Annotated in this window: 13 protein-coding genes; 10 read left to right on the top strand and 3 right to left on the bottom strand. The window is 71.9% G+C overall.

Annotation, left to right across the window (positions count from 1 at the left end):
• The first annotated feature begins 21 nt into the window (after positions 1–21).
• From DB32_RS31685 to DB32_RS31655, 7 genes are all read left to right on the top strand, one after another.
• A complete protein-coding gene (locus DB32_RS31685; protein ID WP_157069614.1) occupies positions 22–693 on the top strand; it encodes a hypothetical protein in 672 nt (223 codons plus the stop codon).
• Entirely contained in the window at positions 693–1,442 is a 750-nt protein-coding gene (locus DB32_RS31680) for a histidine phosphatase family protein (protein WP_053236387.1), read from the top strand. The genes DB32_RS31685 and DB32_RS31680 overlap by 1 nt, the downstream gene beginning before the upstream one ends.
• 64 nt (positions 1,443–1,506) lie before the next feature.
• Positions 1,507–2,688: a hypothetical protein gene (locus DB32_RS31675; protein ID WP_053236386.1), complete on the top strand. Its 1,182-nt coding sequence runs from the start codon at positions 1,507–1,509 to the stop codon at positions 2,686–2,688.
• Positions 2,689–2,789: 101 nt separating this feature from the next.
• Entirely contained in the window at positions 2,790–4,061 is a 1,272-nt protein-coding gene (locus tag DB32_RS31670; protein WP_053236385.1) for a hypothetical protein, read from the top strand.
• A 40-nt stretch (positions 4,062–4,101) separates the two neighbouring features.
• The gene (locus tag DB32_RS31665) at positions 4,102–5,310 is read left to right on the top strand and encodes an acyl-CoA dehydrogenase family protein (RefSeq protein ID WP_083458025.1); all 1,209 of its coding nucleotides are present in this window, start codon (positions 4,102–4,104) and stop codon (positions 5,308–5,310) included.
• 4 nt (positions 5,311–5,314) lie between these two features.
• Positions 5,315–6,394, top strand: a complete 1,080-nt coding sequence (locus DB32_RS31660) for a phosphotransferase family protein (RefSeq protein WP_053236384.1) — start codon at positions 5,315–5,317, stop codon at positions 6,392–6,394.
• A 135-nt stretch (positions 6,395–6,529) separates the two neighbouring features.
• Positions 6,530–6,916, top strand: a complete 387-nt coding sequence (locus DB32_RS31655; protein ID WP_157069613.1) for a hypothetical protein — start codon at positions 6,530–6,532, stop codon at positions 6,914–6,916.
• Positions 6,917–6,972: 56 nt separating this feature from the next.
• On the opposite strand, the gene DB32_RS47325 is transcribed toward DB32_RS31655, so the two are convergent.
• On the bottom strand, positions 6,973–7,935 hold the full coding sequence (locus DB32_RS47325) for a hypothetical protein (protein ID WP_053236382.1): 963 nt from the start codon (positions 7,933–7,935) through the stop codon (positions 6,973–6,975).
• A gap of 139 nt (positions 7,936–8,074) precedes the next feature.
• Between DB32_RS47325 and DB32_RS47320 the strand changes: the two genes are divergently transcribed.
• Positions 8,075–8,536 (top strand): alpha/beta fold hydrolase, encoded by a 462-nt coding sequence (locus DB32_RS47320; protein WP_053236381.1) that lies wholly within the window; start codon positions 8,075–8,077, stop codon positions 8,534–8,536.
• Positions 8,537–8,564: 28 nt separating this feature from the next.
• Complete coding sequence (locus DB32_RS31640) at positions 8,565–11,372, top strand: BTAD domain-containing putative transcriptional regulator (RefSeq protein ID WP_053236380.1); 2,808 nt, start codon at positions 8,565–8,567, stop codon at positions 11,370–11,372.
• A gap of 3 nt (positions 11,373–11,375) precedes the next feature.
• On the opposite strand, the gene DB32_RS31635 is transcribed toward DB32_RS31640, so the two are convergent.
• Together DB32_RS31635 and DB32_RS31630 are read right to left on the bottom strand one after the other, a co-directional pair.
• Positions 11,376–13,010 (bottom strand): DUF1592 domain-containing protein, encoded by a 1,635-nt coding sequence (locus DB32_RS31635; RefSeq protein WP_075098074.1) that lies wholly within the window; start codon positions 13,008–13,010, stop codon positions 11,376–11,378.
• Between the two features lie 2 nt (positions 13,011–13,012).
• Positions 13,013–14,299, bottom strand: coding sequence for a DUF1552 domain-containing protein (locus DB32_RS31630; protein ID WP_053236378.1), 1,287 nt, complete (start codon positions 14,297–14,299; stop codon positions 13,013–13,015).
• Positions 14,300–14,464: 165 nt separating this feature from the next.
• On the opposite strand from DB32_RS31630, the gene DB32_RS31625 reads away from it, so the two are divergent.
• Positions 14,465–15,145: a hypothetical protein gene (locus tag DB32_RS31625; RefSeq protein WP_053236377.1), complete on the top strand. Its 681-nt coding sequence runs from the start codon at positions 14,465–14,467 to the stop codon at positions 15,143–15,145.
• Positions 15,146–15,158 lie beyond the last annotated feature (13 nt).

Genomic DNA, 15,158 nt, shown 5'->3' with positions numbered 1-15,158 from the left:
CGTTGTACGCTCGCGTCGCGCATGCGGTTCTTCGCGATCGGTCAGGAAGCGGAAGGGTTCATCGCGATCGGCCAGATCGCGACCGGCGTGATCGCGATCGGTCAGATGGCGACGGGCGTGATCGCGATCGGCCAGGTCGCGCGCGGCGTCGTCGCGGTCGGGATGCTCGCGTTCGGCATGGTCTCGGTCGGCATGCTCTCGGGCGGAGTGATCTACGCGGTCGGCATGATCGGCGCCGGCGGCCGTCGCGGCTTCGGGTTCGTCCTGCCGCTGGTGCCGATCCCGCGCGCGACGCCGCAGCTCCCCGAGCTCACGACGCTCGACGCGATCTCCGCGTCGCGCCGCGAGGGATGGCTGCGCGCGAAGCTGCAGCTCGGCGCGAGCGGGATGCCCGAGCTCGTGCACGAGGGCAGGGTGCTCCCGGTGACGCTCGCGGCGAAGCTCCTCGGCGCGGCGACGTCGCACGCGCAGATCGGCAGCGAGGTCGTCGCGCGCGTCGCGCCGACGAAGAACGGCCTGCGCGTGAACGAGCTCAAGGTGCTGCCCCTCGGCGGCATGCTGCTCGTCGGGCGCGCGCTGCAGGTCGCCGCGCTGTTCGCGCTCGCGTACGCGTACTGGAGCTTCGTGCTCGTCGACCTCGGCGACATGCTGATCGGCACCGCGCGGGCGTTCATGACGGGACAGGTGCAGTGATGGCGCATGCGCGCTTGGTGCTGATCCGGCACGGTCAGGCGTCGGCGGGCTCGCTGCGCTCGGGCAGCACGATGGCGGGCGACTACGACCGCCTCTCGGAGCTCGGGCGCGAGCAGGCGCGACGGCTCGGTCCGTGGCTTGCGCGGTGGGCCCGCGATCCCGCGCACGTGCTCGTCGGTCCGCGAGTGCGTCATCGCGAGACGTACGAAGAGGCGCTCTCGACCGCGCGCGACGCAGGCGCGACGTGGCCCGAGCCGGAAGCGGCGGAGGGCCTCGACGAGCACCACGGCATCCAGCTGGTGCACCACGTCGGCGCGGAGCTGGTGTCGCGCCCCGACGACATCGGCGAGCTCGCGCGCGCGGCGTTCTCGGCGAAGAGCGATCCGACCAAGCACTGGCTGCGCATGTTCAAGGCGCTGATGATCGCGTGGGCGCGCGGCGAGGTCGGTCACGAGGCGGTCGAGCCGTGGCTCGCGTTCCGCACGCGCGTGCGGCGCGTCCTCGAGGACGCGGCGACGCGCAACGGAACGGTGATCGCGTTCACGAGCGGCGGCGCGATCGGCGCGGCGATCGGCGAGGTGCTGGGGCTCGATCACGCGCCGGGCGGCATCGAGCGCACGCTCGATCTGTGCTGGTCGGTGCGCAACGCGAGCGTGCACGAGATCCACGTGGGCGAGCGCGGCGCGACGCTGCTCTCGTTCAACGGCGTCTCGCACCTCGATCGCGACGATCTGATCACGATGGTGTGATCGCGCCGCCAACGCGGTTGGCGCCGACGAGCTCGCGAACGTCGAGTTGCGCACGAGAGACGCCGTGGAGCGCTCGTTGCTCTCGTTCGCGCCGATGACGTGGCGAAGGACGTGGCTCCTCGGGTGCGCGCTCCTGGTGTCGTGCGGCGGTCCACCCGAGGCGCCCGACGAGTGGTGGGAGGCGCATCGCAGCGTCGTGGGCGGGCCCGACCTCGTCGACGTGGTGGTCGTGCTCGATGCGTCACCCGGATCTCGCGCGAGGGAGCTCGGCGAGCGCGTCGTGCTCGAGAACCTCGAGTACGTGCTCGGCGAGCGTGACGACGGAGACGCGAGGCCGCGCACCGACACGCTGCGCGTGCGGTTCGTCGGCGCCGGCGCGTGGTGCGGCGGTGCGCTCGAGGGCGTCGAGCGGTGCGGCGCGTCGGGCGAGCAGCCAGTGCTCTCGCGCACGTATTGGTCGCCCGATCGTGATGACGACGCGCTGCTCGAGAGTGCTCGCTGCTTGTTGCGCGAGGCGCGCAGCGCGTGTGACGGGCCGGAGGCGCTCGACGTGCTCGCGCACGTGCTCGGACAGCCCGATGCCGCGCCGATCGGGATGCTCGTGATCACCGAGCGCGATGACGCTTCGCGCATCCTCGCTGGTGAGCTCGCGTCCCGCATGCGTCGCCCGGGCGAGCTGGGCGTCGTCGGCGTCGACGCGTCCACCGCCCCGAGATGGGCGGCGGCGCGCGACGAGATCGACGAGCGCTCGCGGTCGTGGATCGATGCAAGTTGCGCGGAGCCCTCGGGCGCGTGCCGCCTCGGGCTGCTCGCGGACACGCTCGAGTACCAATACGCGTGGATGCCCGCGCTCGCCGTCGACGCGAACGGACACGTCGCGTGTCGCTTGGTCGAGCACCTGCCGCCCGCTCGCTCGTGCGCGTCGCTCTCGCACCTCGGTCGTGTCGCGACCGACGAGCCCGACGTCTGCAGCGTTCGACAGGACGCTGCGTCGGGCTGGTACTACGAGCGCGAGCTGCGAGAGCTGCGCTTCGCGCGAGGCCATCAGCCGGTCCGCGACAGCGAGATCGTCGTCGAGTGCGCGCCCGACGCGCGCGCATGCACCCGCGATGAAGAGTGCGGCGGCGCTCGCCCGCACTGCGACGCGCTGCGCGGCGAGTGCGTCGAGGACTGCGGACTGGGCTCCCACGACTGCGCGCTCGACGCGACGTGCGACGCTGCGCGGCACGTCTGCGTGCCCGAGTGATCGCGCGCAGCGTCGGTAACGGCCTCCCTCGTGATCGCGCCGTAGCTCGTGCATCCTCGACCACGCGTCCGACGTGGACGGAGGTGCAAATGCTCGCTCGCATGTCCTTCGCGCGCTCGTGCGCGATCGCCCTGGTCCTCGCGGGATGCGCCGAGAACGCAGCGGGTGGCTCGGATGCCGGCTCGCCCGAGGTCGACGCGGCCCGGAGCGATGCGGGACCCGACGCGCTCGATGCGGCGATCGCAGACGCGACGATCGCGGACGCGACGACCCCGATCGACGGCGATCCCGGTCCGGTGGACGCGGGGCCGCCCCGCCCTGACGCCGACGTCTCGGGGCTGCGCACCGTCGCGGAGTGGCAAGCGCTCTTCGACGGGGTCGCCGAGCGCGATCACGCGGCCGCCCTGCAGCTCAGCACCTCGGGCAACGGCTGGCGGTACTACGACCTCGCGTACTCGATCGACGGGCTCACCGCGATGTTCCGCGCCACCGGAGAGCGTCGCTATCTCGATCGCGTGCTCGAGCACGTCGAGAACGTGATCGAGGATGCGCGCGAGTCGTCGTCGCTCCCCATGAGTCAGTTCCGCGACGAGTTCCTGGGCTGGCCCGCGTGGGACCACCCGCGAGACAGCACGATCATGGGCGGCGAGTACCCGCTCTTCGAGAGCTACCTGTTCCGCTACGTCGCGCGGATGCTGCGCGCGATGCGCGACGATCCGTCGGTGTTCGCGAGCACCGAGTACCGCGTGCGCTACGACCGCATCCTCGCGTTCACGCGCGAGCACATCTTCGAGAAGTGGATGGCGCGCGGCGCCAACTCGCACGTCTATCGAAATCGCACTCACATGGCGTCGCACTGGGCGTACATCGCGCTCGAGCTCGCCGCGCTCACCGACGATGCGACGGAGCGCGCGCGGTATCGCGCGGTCGTCGCCGCGATCGATCGTGATCTGCCCAACTCGACGTCGTCGCTGCGGGGACAGCTGCGCTCCCACCCGCGCGCGCCCGGAGCGTACAACTGGAGCGATCGATGGGGCGAGGAGAGCCCCGCGCAGGACGTCGCCCACGGCAACAACGTCCTCGCCTACCTCGTCGAGGCACACGACGACGGCAGTGAGTGGACCGACGACGACATGGGCGCGATGGTCACCCTGATGCTCGACGTGCTCTGGGAGCGCAGCACGACCGGCGCGGCGTACCCCGAGCTCGTCGACGGCACCGGCAGCGGCGACGGCTGGTTCAACGACGGGTTCTGCAAGCTCGGCCGCTACGACGTGCGCGTGCAGCGCAGGCTCGAGACGCACGACGTCGGTCGCAACTGGCAGCTCTACGGCAACGGCGCGCTCAACGCGCGGCTCCTCGGCGTTCGCTGATCGTCCATTCGCGGCGCGCGGGCGGGTATGCTCCCGCCCCATGCCGATGCCGCCTTCCGAACGCGCGTTGGACGTCGTCGCGCGCACACGCGCGTTCGTCGACGACGAGCTGATCCCGCTCGAGCCCGACCTGCTGAGCAAGGGCTGGGTCGCGATGCTGCCGACGCTGCGCGGCAAGCGCGACGAGGCGAAGAAGCGCGGCCTCTGGGCGCCCTTCCTCCCGCAAGAGCACGGCGGGCTCGGCCTGACGCTGCTCGAGTACGCGCACGTCAGCGAGGTGCTCGGTCGCGGCCTGCTCGCGCATTGGGTGCTCAACTGCCAGGCGCCCGACGTCGGCAACATGGAGCTGCTGATCGCGCACGGCACCGACGCGCAGAAGAAGCAGTTCCTCGAGCCGCTCACGCGCGGCGAGATCCGATCGTGCTTCGGCATGACCGAGCCCGAGCACGCGGGATCGAACCCGGTGTGGATGAGCACGCGCGCGCGGCGCGAGGGCGATCAGCTCGTCATCGACGGGCACAAGTGGTTCACGACCGGCGCGGACGGCGCGTCGTTCTGCATCGTCATGGCGGTGACCGATCCCGAGGCGCCGCTGCACGGGCGCGCGTCGCAGATCATCGTGCCGACCGACACGCCGGGGTTCCGCATCGTCCGCAACATCAGCGTGATGGGCGAGCCCGGCGCCGATCATCCGTCGCACTCCGAGATCCGCCTCGAGAACGTGCGCGTGCCCGCGACGAACATGCTCGGCCCGCAGGGCGCGGGGTTCGCGCTCGCGCAGGAGCGCCTCGGCCCGGGCCGCATCCACCACTGCATGCGGTGGATCGGCATCTGCGAGCGCGCGTTCGAGCTGATGGTGACGCGCGCGGCGACGCGCGAGCTCTCGCCGGGCAAGCCGCTCGGCACGCAGCAGCAGATCCAGCTGTGGATCGCGGAGAGCCGCGCCGAGATCCACGCGGCGCGTCTCATGGTGATCGACTGCGCGGAGCGCATCGATCGCGTGGGCGCGCACGGCGCGCGCGACTACGTCTCGATGATCAAGTTCCACGTCGCGAGCGTGCTGCAGCAGGTGCTCGACCGCGCGATCCAGGTCCACGGCGCGCTCGGCATGACCGACGACACGCCGCTCGCGTACTGGTACCGCCACGAGCGCGCCGCGCGCATCTACGACGGCCCCGACGAGGTCCACAAAGCGTCGGTGGCGAAGCGGATCCTCCAGGCCCACGGCATGACGGCGAGGAAGGACTGATCGTATGAGCTCCAACGATTCGATCGATCGCGCCGAGAGCGTTCGCAAGGGCGCGGAGCTGGATCTCGAACGACTGCGCAGCTGGCTCGAGGGGCAGGGCGTGCGCGGCGAGATCGAGGTGCTGCAGTTCCCGCGCGGCTACTCGAACCTCACGTATCTCCTGCGCGCGGGCGATCGCGAGATCGTGCTGCGGCGTCCGCCGGTCGGCGTGAAGATCGCGTCGGCGCACGACATGGGGCGCGAGCATCGCATCCTCTCGAAGCTCCACGCGGTGTGGCCGAAGGTGCCGCGCACGATCGCGTTCTGCGAGGACGACTCCGTGCTCGGCGCGCCGTTCTACGTGATGGAGCGCGTCGAGGGCGTGATCCTCCGCGCGAAGACGCCGCCCGGGCTCGAGCTCGGCGAGCCCCGCATGCGGCACCTCAGCGAGTCGCTCGTCGACACGCTCGTCGAGATCCACGGCGTCGACCTCGCAGCCGCGGGCCTGTCCGATCTCGGCAAGCCGCAGGGCTACATCGAGCGCCAGGTGCGCGGCTGGGCCGAGCGCTACGAGAAGGCGAAGACCGACGACATCCCGGAGTTCGACGAGGTCGTGAAGTGGCTCGCGGCGAACATGCCGCCCGAGAGCGGCGCGACGCTGATCCACAACGACTTCAAGTACGACAACGTCGTGTACGCGCCGGACCTCTCGCGGATCGTCGCGGTGCTCGACTGGGAGATGGCGACCCTCGGCGATCCGCTCATGGATCTCGGCTGCACGCTCGGCTACTGGATCGACGCGACCGACCCCCCGATGATGCAGGCGATGCGCTTCGGCCCGACGAACCTGCCGGGCAACCTGACGCGCATGGAGATCGTCGAGCGCTACCAGCAGAAGAGCGGGCGCGAGGTCACGAACCTTCCGTTCTACTTCACGTTCGCGCTGATGAAGCTCGCGGTCGTCGGTCAGCAACTCTATGCGCGGTACGTGAAGGGGCTTACGCAGGACCCGCGTTACGCACTTCTCATCGAAGGTGTGCGCGGGCTGTCACGCGCCGCCGTCCAGGTCATCGCATCGAGGCGAATCGACACGCTCTCCACGTGACCTACGTGCGCGGACCGTGGCGCGCACGCCGTGCGTGCTCGGGAATCGTGGCGTGAATGCAACGTGGGGCGGGGTGCTACCACGCAGGATCTCACGGAGATCCGGCAGGCACTCCGGTTGCTGAGCAACGCCGCCGTGACCATCCCTCCGAACGATTCCGATGCCGACGATCTCCACGCGGAGCTCGATCGGTTGGACCGCGAGCTCGAAGTGCTCCGCACGCGGCTCGCCGACGACAAGGGCGCGTTGCTCGAGGCCCAGGCTCGGTGTCGCGCGTTGCGCGATCGGAGCACGGACCCCGAGCCGGAGCCGAGCATCGGCGGGCGCCGCATGGCGCGCACGTCGCGGCTGGCGTCGACGCGCTTGAGCTCGCGCACCGCGCCGGTCGTGCTGCGCGCGATCGCGGGCGGCGCCGCGCGCAATGCCGCGCTGACGTCGGCGGAGATCGCGACGGCGCGCGCGCGGGCGGCGCTGGCGACCGACGATCCGGAGCAGGAGCAGGGCGGGCCCGACGCGGCGTGATCGTCGAAGGCTCGGCTGCGCGGGGGCGCGAAGCCGAGCCGCCGATCATGTCGCGCTCAGCGCGCGCGCGCCGAGAACCCGCAGCAGCCCCAGCCCTCGCACACGCTCCCTTCGCCGACCTCGTCCCACGCGCCGGGCGAGCACGACGTCTCGACGCCGTCCGCGTTGCAGTCGCACTCCCAGATGCCCGACGTGCCGAGACGGCAGTCGATCGCGAGGTCCGGCCCACGCGGATCGTGCATCGAGCAGGTGCCGTAGACCTCGTTCTCGTCGTCGGCGAGATCGCCGTCGCAGACCGAAGGCTCGTTGCACACGCCGGGCGTGCCCTGCACCGCCGAGCATCCGTTCGACGCGCACTCGTCGTCGCTCGTGCACTCCGCGCCGTCGGCCTTCGGCTGCACGCAGGTGTTGTTGCCGAGATCGCAGCGCAGGCCCTCGGCGCACTGGCCCGTCGGACATTCTTCGTCGACGCCCGGCAGCGCCGCGCACGTGCCTTCGACGCCCGACGAGACACCGGCGCAATAGCCGCTCGCGCACTCCCACGGCGCGCCGCACGCGCCGCCTTCCGCGACGAGCCCGGTGATCGGATTGCAGCCGAGCGGCGCGTCGCCCATCAGCCGGAGCCGTGCGCTGTACTCGTCGCACGAGAGCGCCTCGAGCATCGCGACGCACTCCGCGGCGCGCGCGCCGTCCCACGTCGAGCGGCCACGCTCGATCGACGGGCGCACCAGCGCCTCGAGGTCGAGGAAGTTGCCGAGGTACGCCTCGCAGCTCGCCCGATCGGTCACCGGCGCGTCGGCGAGCGCGAACTGGTAGTGGAGCTCGATCGGCGCGCAGCAGCCGACGGCCTGCGCGCACGTCGCGGCCGCGAGCTGATCGCCGTACTCGGCGATCGTGAGCTCCTCGACGCCGCCGTCTCCCGCGCCGCCATCACCGCCGCCGCCGGTGCCGCCGCCTCCGCCGCCACCACAACCGCAGACGATCAGGATCGAGAGAAGACACATCGCGTCCGAGCGCATCGCAGAGCCTCCAAGTCGTTCGGGGCGCGGCGCTCTCGCCGTCACCCACGACGCCACTCTGCCGAGGCCGGGTTATCGGCTCGCTTACCGGTGCGCGATTAATCGGTGCAGTAATCGCCGCTCGCTAGAGCCCGGAGGCATGACGGATCGCCCCTCGTTCCCCGATGGCCCGCCCGTGCTCCAGACGGGCACGACCGAGACTCGCTACCAGCGTGCCGGTCGAGGCTCGCCGGTCCTGCTCTTGTTCACCGACGCGACCGCGGACGCGCTCGGCGCGCGGCTCTTCGAGCGTCTCGCCGCGGGCTTCCGGGTCATCGCGCCGACGCTGCCCCCAGGCGTCGAGATCGCGAGCTGGCTGCGCGATCTCATCGAGGGCCTCGGCTTGATCCGTCCGGCGATCGTCGCCGACGAGCCGTTCGTCGTCGCGAGCCTCGCGCTCTCGACGCAGGAGCCCGATCGCGTCGGCGCGATCGTGGTGCTCGCGCGCGCGGCGCACGACGGCGAGGACCCGGGCATGCTCTGCGTGCGCGTCGATCCCACGCGCGACGCCGCGTCGGCGGAAGCGCAGATCGTGAGCTTCCTGAGCCGAGGCGCGCGCTGAGCGCGGGTGGTACCCTCGCGCGTCGCGCATGACCCAGCCGTTCGCGCCGAGCTTGCCGGTCCAGCTCAGCGGTTTCGTGGGCCGCGCGCCCGAGGTCGCCGAGGTGCGGCGACTGCTCGCGGAGACGCGCCTCGTCACGCTGACCGGCGCCGGCGGCAGCGGGAAGACGCGCCTCGCGATCGAGGCCGCGGCGCAGCTCGCGCGCGAGGACGCGCGGACGATCGCGTGGGCCGAGCTCGCGGGTCTCTCGGATCCCGCGCTGATCGCGCAAGGCGTCGCGGAGCAGCTCGGCGTGCGCGACGCGCAGAGCGGCTCGGCGACGCGCGCGCTCGTGGAGCGCTGGCGCGATCGTCCGATGCTCCTGGTGCTCGACAACTGCGAGCACGTGGTCGACGCCGCGGCGCAGCTCGTCGACACACTGCTGCGCGGCTGCGAGCAGCTCTCGGTGCTCGCGACGAGCCGCGAGCCGCTCGGCATCGCGGGCGAGCGCGCGTGGATGGTGCCGTCGCTCGCGCCTGCCGACGCGACGCGGCTCTTCGTCGAGCGCGCGCGGGACGTCGTGCCCGCGTTCGCGATCGGGCCGGGCAACGCCGAGACGATCACCGAGATCTGTCGCCGCCTCGACGGCCTTCCGCTCGCGATCGAGCTCGCGGCCGCGCGCGTGAAGCTGCTGGCGCCCGATCAGATCCTCGCGCGGCTCGACGACAGCTTCCGCTTGCTCACGTCGCGCGCGCGCAACGCGATCCCGCGGCACAAGACGCTGCGGGCGACGATCGACTGGAGCTATGCGCTGCTGTCCGCCGAGGAGCAGCAGCTGCTCGATCGACTCTCGGTGTTCCGCGGCGGCTTCACGCTGGACGCGGCGGAGGCCGTGTGCGCGGAGGCGGACGACGCGCCGGCGCTGCTCGACGTGCTCGGGCAATTGATCGATCGGTCGCTCGTCGCGATGCGCGAGGAGCACGGCGCGGCGCGCTACGTCCTGCTCGAGACGGTGCGGCAGTACGCTGCCGAGCGCCTCGACGCGCGCGGAGAGACGGCGGCGCTTGCACGGCGTCACGCCGAGCACTTCGCGCAGCGTGTCGCGGCCGCCGAGCCGCACCTCGTGACGCGCGCGCGGCCGGTGTGGCTCGAGGGGCTCCAGCGCGAGCTCGACAACGTCCGCCAGGCGCTCGCGTGGAGCCGGGACGCCGATCCCGCGCTGTGCCTCTCGCTCGCCGGACGGCTGTGCTGGTTCTGGTTCTCGACGGGGTTGTGGTCCGAGGGACGGCGCTGCTCGGAGGCGGCGCTCGCATTGCCGGACGCTGCAGCGCCGACGCGCGAGCGAGCGTCGGCGCTGTTCGCCGCGGGCGTGATCGCGTCGCTGCAGAGCGATGCGGAGCGCGCGCGTGCGTGGCTCTCCGAGGCCGTCGCGATCGCCGATGCACGAGGCGACGCGCGGCTGCTCGCGTATGCGCGCAACTACCTCGGCCTGGTGCTCGTCTCGGAGGGCGATGCGGAGGGCGAGGCGCCGATCCGCGACGCGCTCGAGTGGTTCCGCGCGAACGACGATCTCTACGGGCTGCGCCTCGCCTGGCTCCTGCTCGGCACGCTCTACACGACACAGGGCGCGCTCGATCGCGCCCTCGACGCGATGGAGCACGGCGTCGCCGCGGCGCGACGCTTCGGTCTGCCGCGCGAGCTCGGGATCGCGCTGCAGATGCTCGGCTCGTCGCTGCTGCGGCGCGGCGATCTCGAGCGCGCCGCGGCGTTGTTCCGCGAGTCCCTCGCCGCGCTGCGGCACGACCCGCAGCACCTTTTCCTCGCGCGCGGGCTCGAGATGCTCGGCGCCGTCGCCTGCGAGCGCGGCGCGTACGACGAGGCGCTCGCGATGCTCGGTGCAGGTGAGGCGATCCGCGAGCGGATCGGCGCGAGCATGCTCCCACCCGATCGCGCGCACCTCGCGCCGCGCATCGAGACGCTCCGCGTCGCGGTCCTACCGGCGCACTTCGCGACGCGGTGGGCCGAGGGCAAGCAGCTCACGGTCGACGCGGCGCTCGACCGCGCGCTCGCGCAGGCACCCGCGGTGAGCGTGCACGCGCCGGTGGAGCCGCGCGCTCGCGCGCCCCAGCTCGTCGTGCGCGCGCTCGGACCGCTCGAGATCGAGTGCGGCGCGACGCGCCTCGACGGCGACGCGAGGACCTCCGCCAAGGCGAAGGAGCTGCTCGTCCATCTCCTCTGCCACCCGGCCGGTCGCACCCGCGATCAGATTGGTCTCGTGTTCTGGCCGGACTCGTCGCCGGCGCAGATCAAGAACAGCTTCCACGTCGTCCTGCATCGACTGCGCAAGGTGATCGGGCGCGCGGACGTCGTGGTCCTCGAAGGCGAGCGCTACCGGATCCATCCGGACCTCGACGCGTGGTTCGACGCGACGCGCTTCGAGGCCGAGGCCGCGGCCGCGCTCCGAGCGCCGAGGTCGAGCGCTCGGCTCGACGCGGCGCTGGCGCTCTATCGTGGTGACTTCCTCGAGGGCGAGGAGATGGGCGACTGGTCGCTCGAGCTCCACACGAGACTGCGCCGCATGCACCACGACGTGCTCTCCGCCGCGGCCGACCTCCGCATCGAGGGCGACGACGTCGCGGGCGCTGCGCAGCTGCTCGAGCGCCTCGTCCGTGCCGACGCGCTCCGCGAGGACGCGCATCGCCGTCTCATGCGCTGCCATGCGCGCGCCGGCGAGCGCGACCGCGCGCTCCAGCAGTACGAGCGCTTGGTCGCGGTGCTCGCGGATCAGCTCGGCGCGTCCCCGGAGCGCGAGAGCATGGCGCTGCGGGACCGGATCCGACGCGCCGAGCCGGTGTGAGCGTCAGTCCGTGCGCTCGCGGAAGTGATCGGCGCGCACGATCGCCGCGAGCACGTCGCGCAGCGGCGTCGACTCGTCGACCACCACGTCGTCGCAGCCCTCGATGCCGTACGAGTAGTACGAGAGGTAGTGCGTGAAGCACGCGCGCGCCTGGCTGCTCTCCGCGAGCCAGTCGATCAGGCTCTCCGCGCCGTCGAGCGGAACGTCACCGCCCGGCGCGCCGTGCACCACGCCCGTCACGTCGATCGGCAAGCCTCTTTCGTCGGCGCGATAGCGCCCGAACGCGTCGTAGTTCTCGAGGCTGAACCCGATCGGATCCATCAGGCGATGGCACGCCGCGCACGTCTCGTTCGCGGAGTGCTCGATGTAGCGCTGCCGCGTCGTGGTCGTCCCCGGCGTGCGCACCGCGTCGGTGGGCACACCCGGAGGCGGCGCCGGCAGGTCCTCGCAGAGGAAGCGCTCGCGCACGAGATGACCGCGCGCGACCGGCGACGACGTCGCGGCGAGCGCATGACGCGTGAGGACGCTGGCGTGCCCGAGCACGCCCGGCGCGCGGACCGCGGGGAGCGTGACGCGCTGGAATCCGCCGCTTCCGCCCTCGGCGATCCCGTAGTGCGCGCGCAGCGGCGCGTCGGCGAACGTGTGCTCGGCCGTCAAGAGATCGCGGAGCGTCCCGCCCTCGCGCAGTACCTGGAGGAAGAGCTCGCGCGTCTCGCCAAGCATCGAAGCGCGGAGCTCGGGCGTGAGCACGAAGACGGCGTCGTCCTTCGCGCGCGTCGGGAGGTCGGCGATCTCCAGCCATCCCATGACGAACTCACCCATCGTGTCCGCGGCCTCCGGCGTCGCCAGGACGCGCTCGAGCTCGCGCGCGAGGTCGTCGGGTGTCGCGAGCTGGCCCGCGTCGGCCGCGGCGCGGAGCGTCGCGTCGGGCGGTGCGTCGGTGAGCAGATAAGCGAGCTCACTCGCGAGCTCGTGCTGCGTCAGCCGATGTCGACCGGCGGTCGCCGGCGCTCCGATCTCGCGTCGATACAGGAAATACGGGGACTGCAGCATCGCCGCGATCACGAGCTCGGCGGCTGCCGGAAACGTCGTCTCCGCATCGAAGAGCGCGGCATATGCGGAGCGCTGCGTGTCGGAGAGCGGCTCTCGGAACACGCGTGCTCCGAGATCTCGGATGAAACGATCACGACAGGCCGCGTCGGTCGTCTGACACGTCGTGATCACGCTGAGTCGGTTCGCGACGGCCCACGCTGCCACGCGCTCCGCGTGCGTCATCACCTGCTGCGCGCCGAGGTCGCGGATCACCGCCTGCGTCGCGTCGACGCGGAAGCCGTGCACGACGGGATCGGAGAGCACGTCGGCAGTCGGAACGTCGGGCGACTCGAAGATCGCCTCGAGGCTGCGCTGGTATTGCCGCGCGGTGAGGCGGCGCACCATGCGCGGGCCGACGTCGTCGCCGCACGTCGTCGGCTCGGGCTCCGGGCCGGGCCGCGGGCCCGCGTCGGATCCGGGCTCCAGCCCTCCATCCGCGCCGGGCTCGGGCGTGGGCCCCGGCCCGCCTCCGACAGGCTCTCCGAGCACGCCGAGACAGCCCGAGGCGGCCATCGCGATCGAGAGCGCGAGAACGGTGCGAGTCATCTTCATGCTCCGATTCCGGCGAGCGGGAGTCGGCTGTCACCGCCGAAGTTCGTCCGGCCGAACCCGTCGAGGTTCGAGATGCCCATCGCCGTCGCGCAGCTCAGGAGCGCGCGCTGGTGCGCCTCTCCGCGGCCCGCGACGTAGCGACCCTCGGGCGACGTGCGCAGCGCGCCTCCGGCGCCGCCCGCGAACACGAAGCGCATGTCGTTGCCGGTGTGGCTCGGCGCATCGCCCATGTCGCGCGCCCAGACGAAGAGCGTCTGATCGAACAGCGTCCCTCGACCGTCCGGCGCAGCGAGCGACTTCGCGCGAGTCACCGCGCCTGCGAAACGCTGCGCGAGCCAGCGCTCGACACGAGTGAGCTCGGGAATCAGCCCGCTGTGGATGAAGCCACTGTGCCAGTCGCCATTGCCGATCTCCGGGATGGCGATCTGAGTGCCGTTGTTGTTGCCGAACTCGACGGCGACGACGCGCGTGAGGTCGCACGCCATCGCGTCGATCGCGAGGTCGAGGCACGCCGCGTTCTGGAGGAGGATCTCGGAGCCGTCGACGGGGCTCGCGGGCGCGCGACATCCACCGCCGCCGGGCTCCATCTCGCTCGCAGCGAGGCGCTCCTCGAGCTGACGGATCGAGTCGAGGTGGAGCTCGAGCCGATATCGCTCGGACGCGCCGAGCTGCCCCGAGAGCGCGCCGAGCTCGCCGCGCACGACGTCGAGCACGCTACGACGGCGGCGCAGCAGATCCGAGGGCATCGTCGCGGGCGGTGTCGTCGCGCCCGCGAAGATCGTGTCGAACGCTGCGACCGGCGACGCGATCGGCGCGAGCGCCATGCCGCTCCGGAAGAACGTCGAGCGCATCTGTCCCGGATGACCGCCGAGGATCAGATTGGGAATCGCCGTGCGCTCACCCGACTCCGCGAGCCGATCACTGACGAACTGCTCGATCGAGACGTGACCGAAGTCCGAATAACCTTTCGCGCAGAGCCCGCCCGGCGAGCCGTGGGTGCCCGCGGTGCCGAAGCTGTCGAGCCCCTCGACGATCACCAGGCTGTCCTTGATGACCGAGAGCGGCTCGTTCATCGGCGTGAACGCGATCCGCGTCTCGCTCGAGCCCGCGGCAGGGGTCCAGTCTCGCGAGCTCGTCCCCGGCGTCACGAACAGGCACAGATACTTCGCGCGCCCCGTCACCTGCGCCGATGCGCTTCGGTCGCCCAGCGACGCGAGGAACGGTGACAGCAGCGCTGCGAGGCCGACGTGCTTCGCAAACGCGCGACGGGCGATCCGGGACATCGACGCACCTCCACGCGTGTCGTGGTGCGCCCGGCGGGTGTTCGGGTCACTCCGATGTGCAGAAAACCCGAGGAAAATCGAGGGCTCCGGCGCGGCGCACGGAGCGCTCCGTGAGCGTTTCCGGCAGCAGCCAAGGATTCGCGCGGTGCGGGCGTATCCTGGGCCATGCGCCGCGCCCTCGTGTCGGTCCTGCTCGCCGTCATCGCCGCACCTGCCGTCGCGCAGTCGGTCGCGCCCGAGGTGACGTCGCTCTCCGGCGCGCTCGCGCTGCGCGGCGTGCTCGAGGGCTCGCGCGCGCACGGATGCTCGCAGTCGTACGCCTCGACCTCACAGCGCGCCGAGCTCGCGCTCGACGTCGACGCGCGTGGTGTCGCGACGCTCACGATCGACCATCACACCCACGACACGTTCGGGCCCTCACCGGGCCGCTACATCCAGGAAGGTGGCGAGACGACGCGCACGACCGAGCACGTGCGCGTGGTGCTGCGAGGCACTGCGACGCGCACGCCGAGCGGGCTCGACGTCGCGCTGACCGGCGGCGAGCGCGCGAGCGCGACGTGGCAGGGCTGGGGAACGCTGCCGCTGCCGGCTGCGACCTCGACGGCGGTGCGCGCGACGTTGCACTGCGCGATGACGCGGGTCGACGTGCTCCCGAGCGCGCCGCGAGACGGTGCGACGCCGCGCGCCCACGCCGTGCTCGAGTGCAGCTTCGACGCGGTTCCCGAGCCGCTCGATCGCTACGAGCCGGGCCCGCTCGTGCTCGGCACGGGGAGCGGGTTCGTGGTGCGCACCGAGTCTCCGATGTGGTCGCCCACGCCCGAGCGCTCGATCCGCGTCGCGCCGTGATAGATGCTGCTCG

Source organism: Sandaracinus amylolyticus, assembly GCF_000737325.1.
GTDB lineage: Bacteria > Myxococcota_A > Polyangia > Polyangiales > Sandaracinaceae > Sandaracinus > Sandaracinus amylolyticus.
The sequence above is the reverse complement of the archived record's forward strand: the minus strand, read 5'-3'. Positions and strand labels throughout refer to the sequence as shown.

Excerpts from the sequence above, each read along its gene's own strand:
- DB32_RS31685 (WP_157069614.1), top strand. The coding sequence starts at position 22 with ATGCGGTTCTTCGCGATCGGTCAGGAAGCGGAAGGGTTCATCGCGATC.
- DB32_RS31680 (WP_053236387.1), top strand. The coding sequence starts at position 693 with ATGGCGCATGCGCGCTTGGTGCTGATCCGGCACGGTCAGGCGTCGGCG.
- DB32_RS31670 (WP_053236385.1), top strand. The coding sequence starts at position 2,790 with ATGTCCTTCGCGCGCTCGTGCGCGATCGCCCTGGTCCTCGCGGGATGC.
- DB32_RS31665 (WP_083458025.1), top strand. The coding sequence starts at position 4,102 with ATGCCGATGCCGCCTTCCGAACGCGCGTTGGACGTCGTCGCGCGCACA.
- DB32_RS31660 (WP_053236384.1), top strand. The coding sequence starts at position 5,315 with ATGAGCTCCAACGATTCGATCGATCGCGCCGAGAGCGTTCGCAAGGGC.
- DB32_RS47325 (WP_053236382.1), bottom strand. The coding sequence starts at position 7,935 with ATGCGCTCGGACGCGATGTGTCTTCTCTCGATCCTGATCGTCTGCGGT.
- DB32_RS47320 (WP_053236381.1), top strand. The coding sequence starts at position 8,075 with ATGACGGATCGCCCCTCGTTCCCCGATGGCCCGCCCGTGCTCCAGACG.
- DB32_RS31640 (WP_053236380.1), top strand. The coding sequence starts at position 8,565 with ATGACCCAGCCGTTCGCGCCGAGCTTGCCGGTCCAGCTCAGCGGTTTC.
- DB32_RS31635 (WP_075098074.1), bottom strand. The coding sequence starts at position 13,010 with ATGACTCGCACCGTTCTCGCGCTCTCGATCGCGATGGCCGCCTCGGGC.
- DB32_RS31630 (WP_053236378.1), bottom strand. The coding sequence starts at position 14,299 with ATGTCCCGGATCGCCCGTCGCGCGTTTGCGAAGCACGTCGGCCTCGCA.
- DB32_RS31625 (WP_053236377.1), top strand. The coding sequence starts at position 14,465 with ATGCGCCGCGCCCTCGTGTCGGTCCTGCTCGCCGTCATCGCCGCACCT.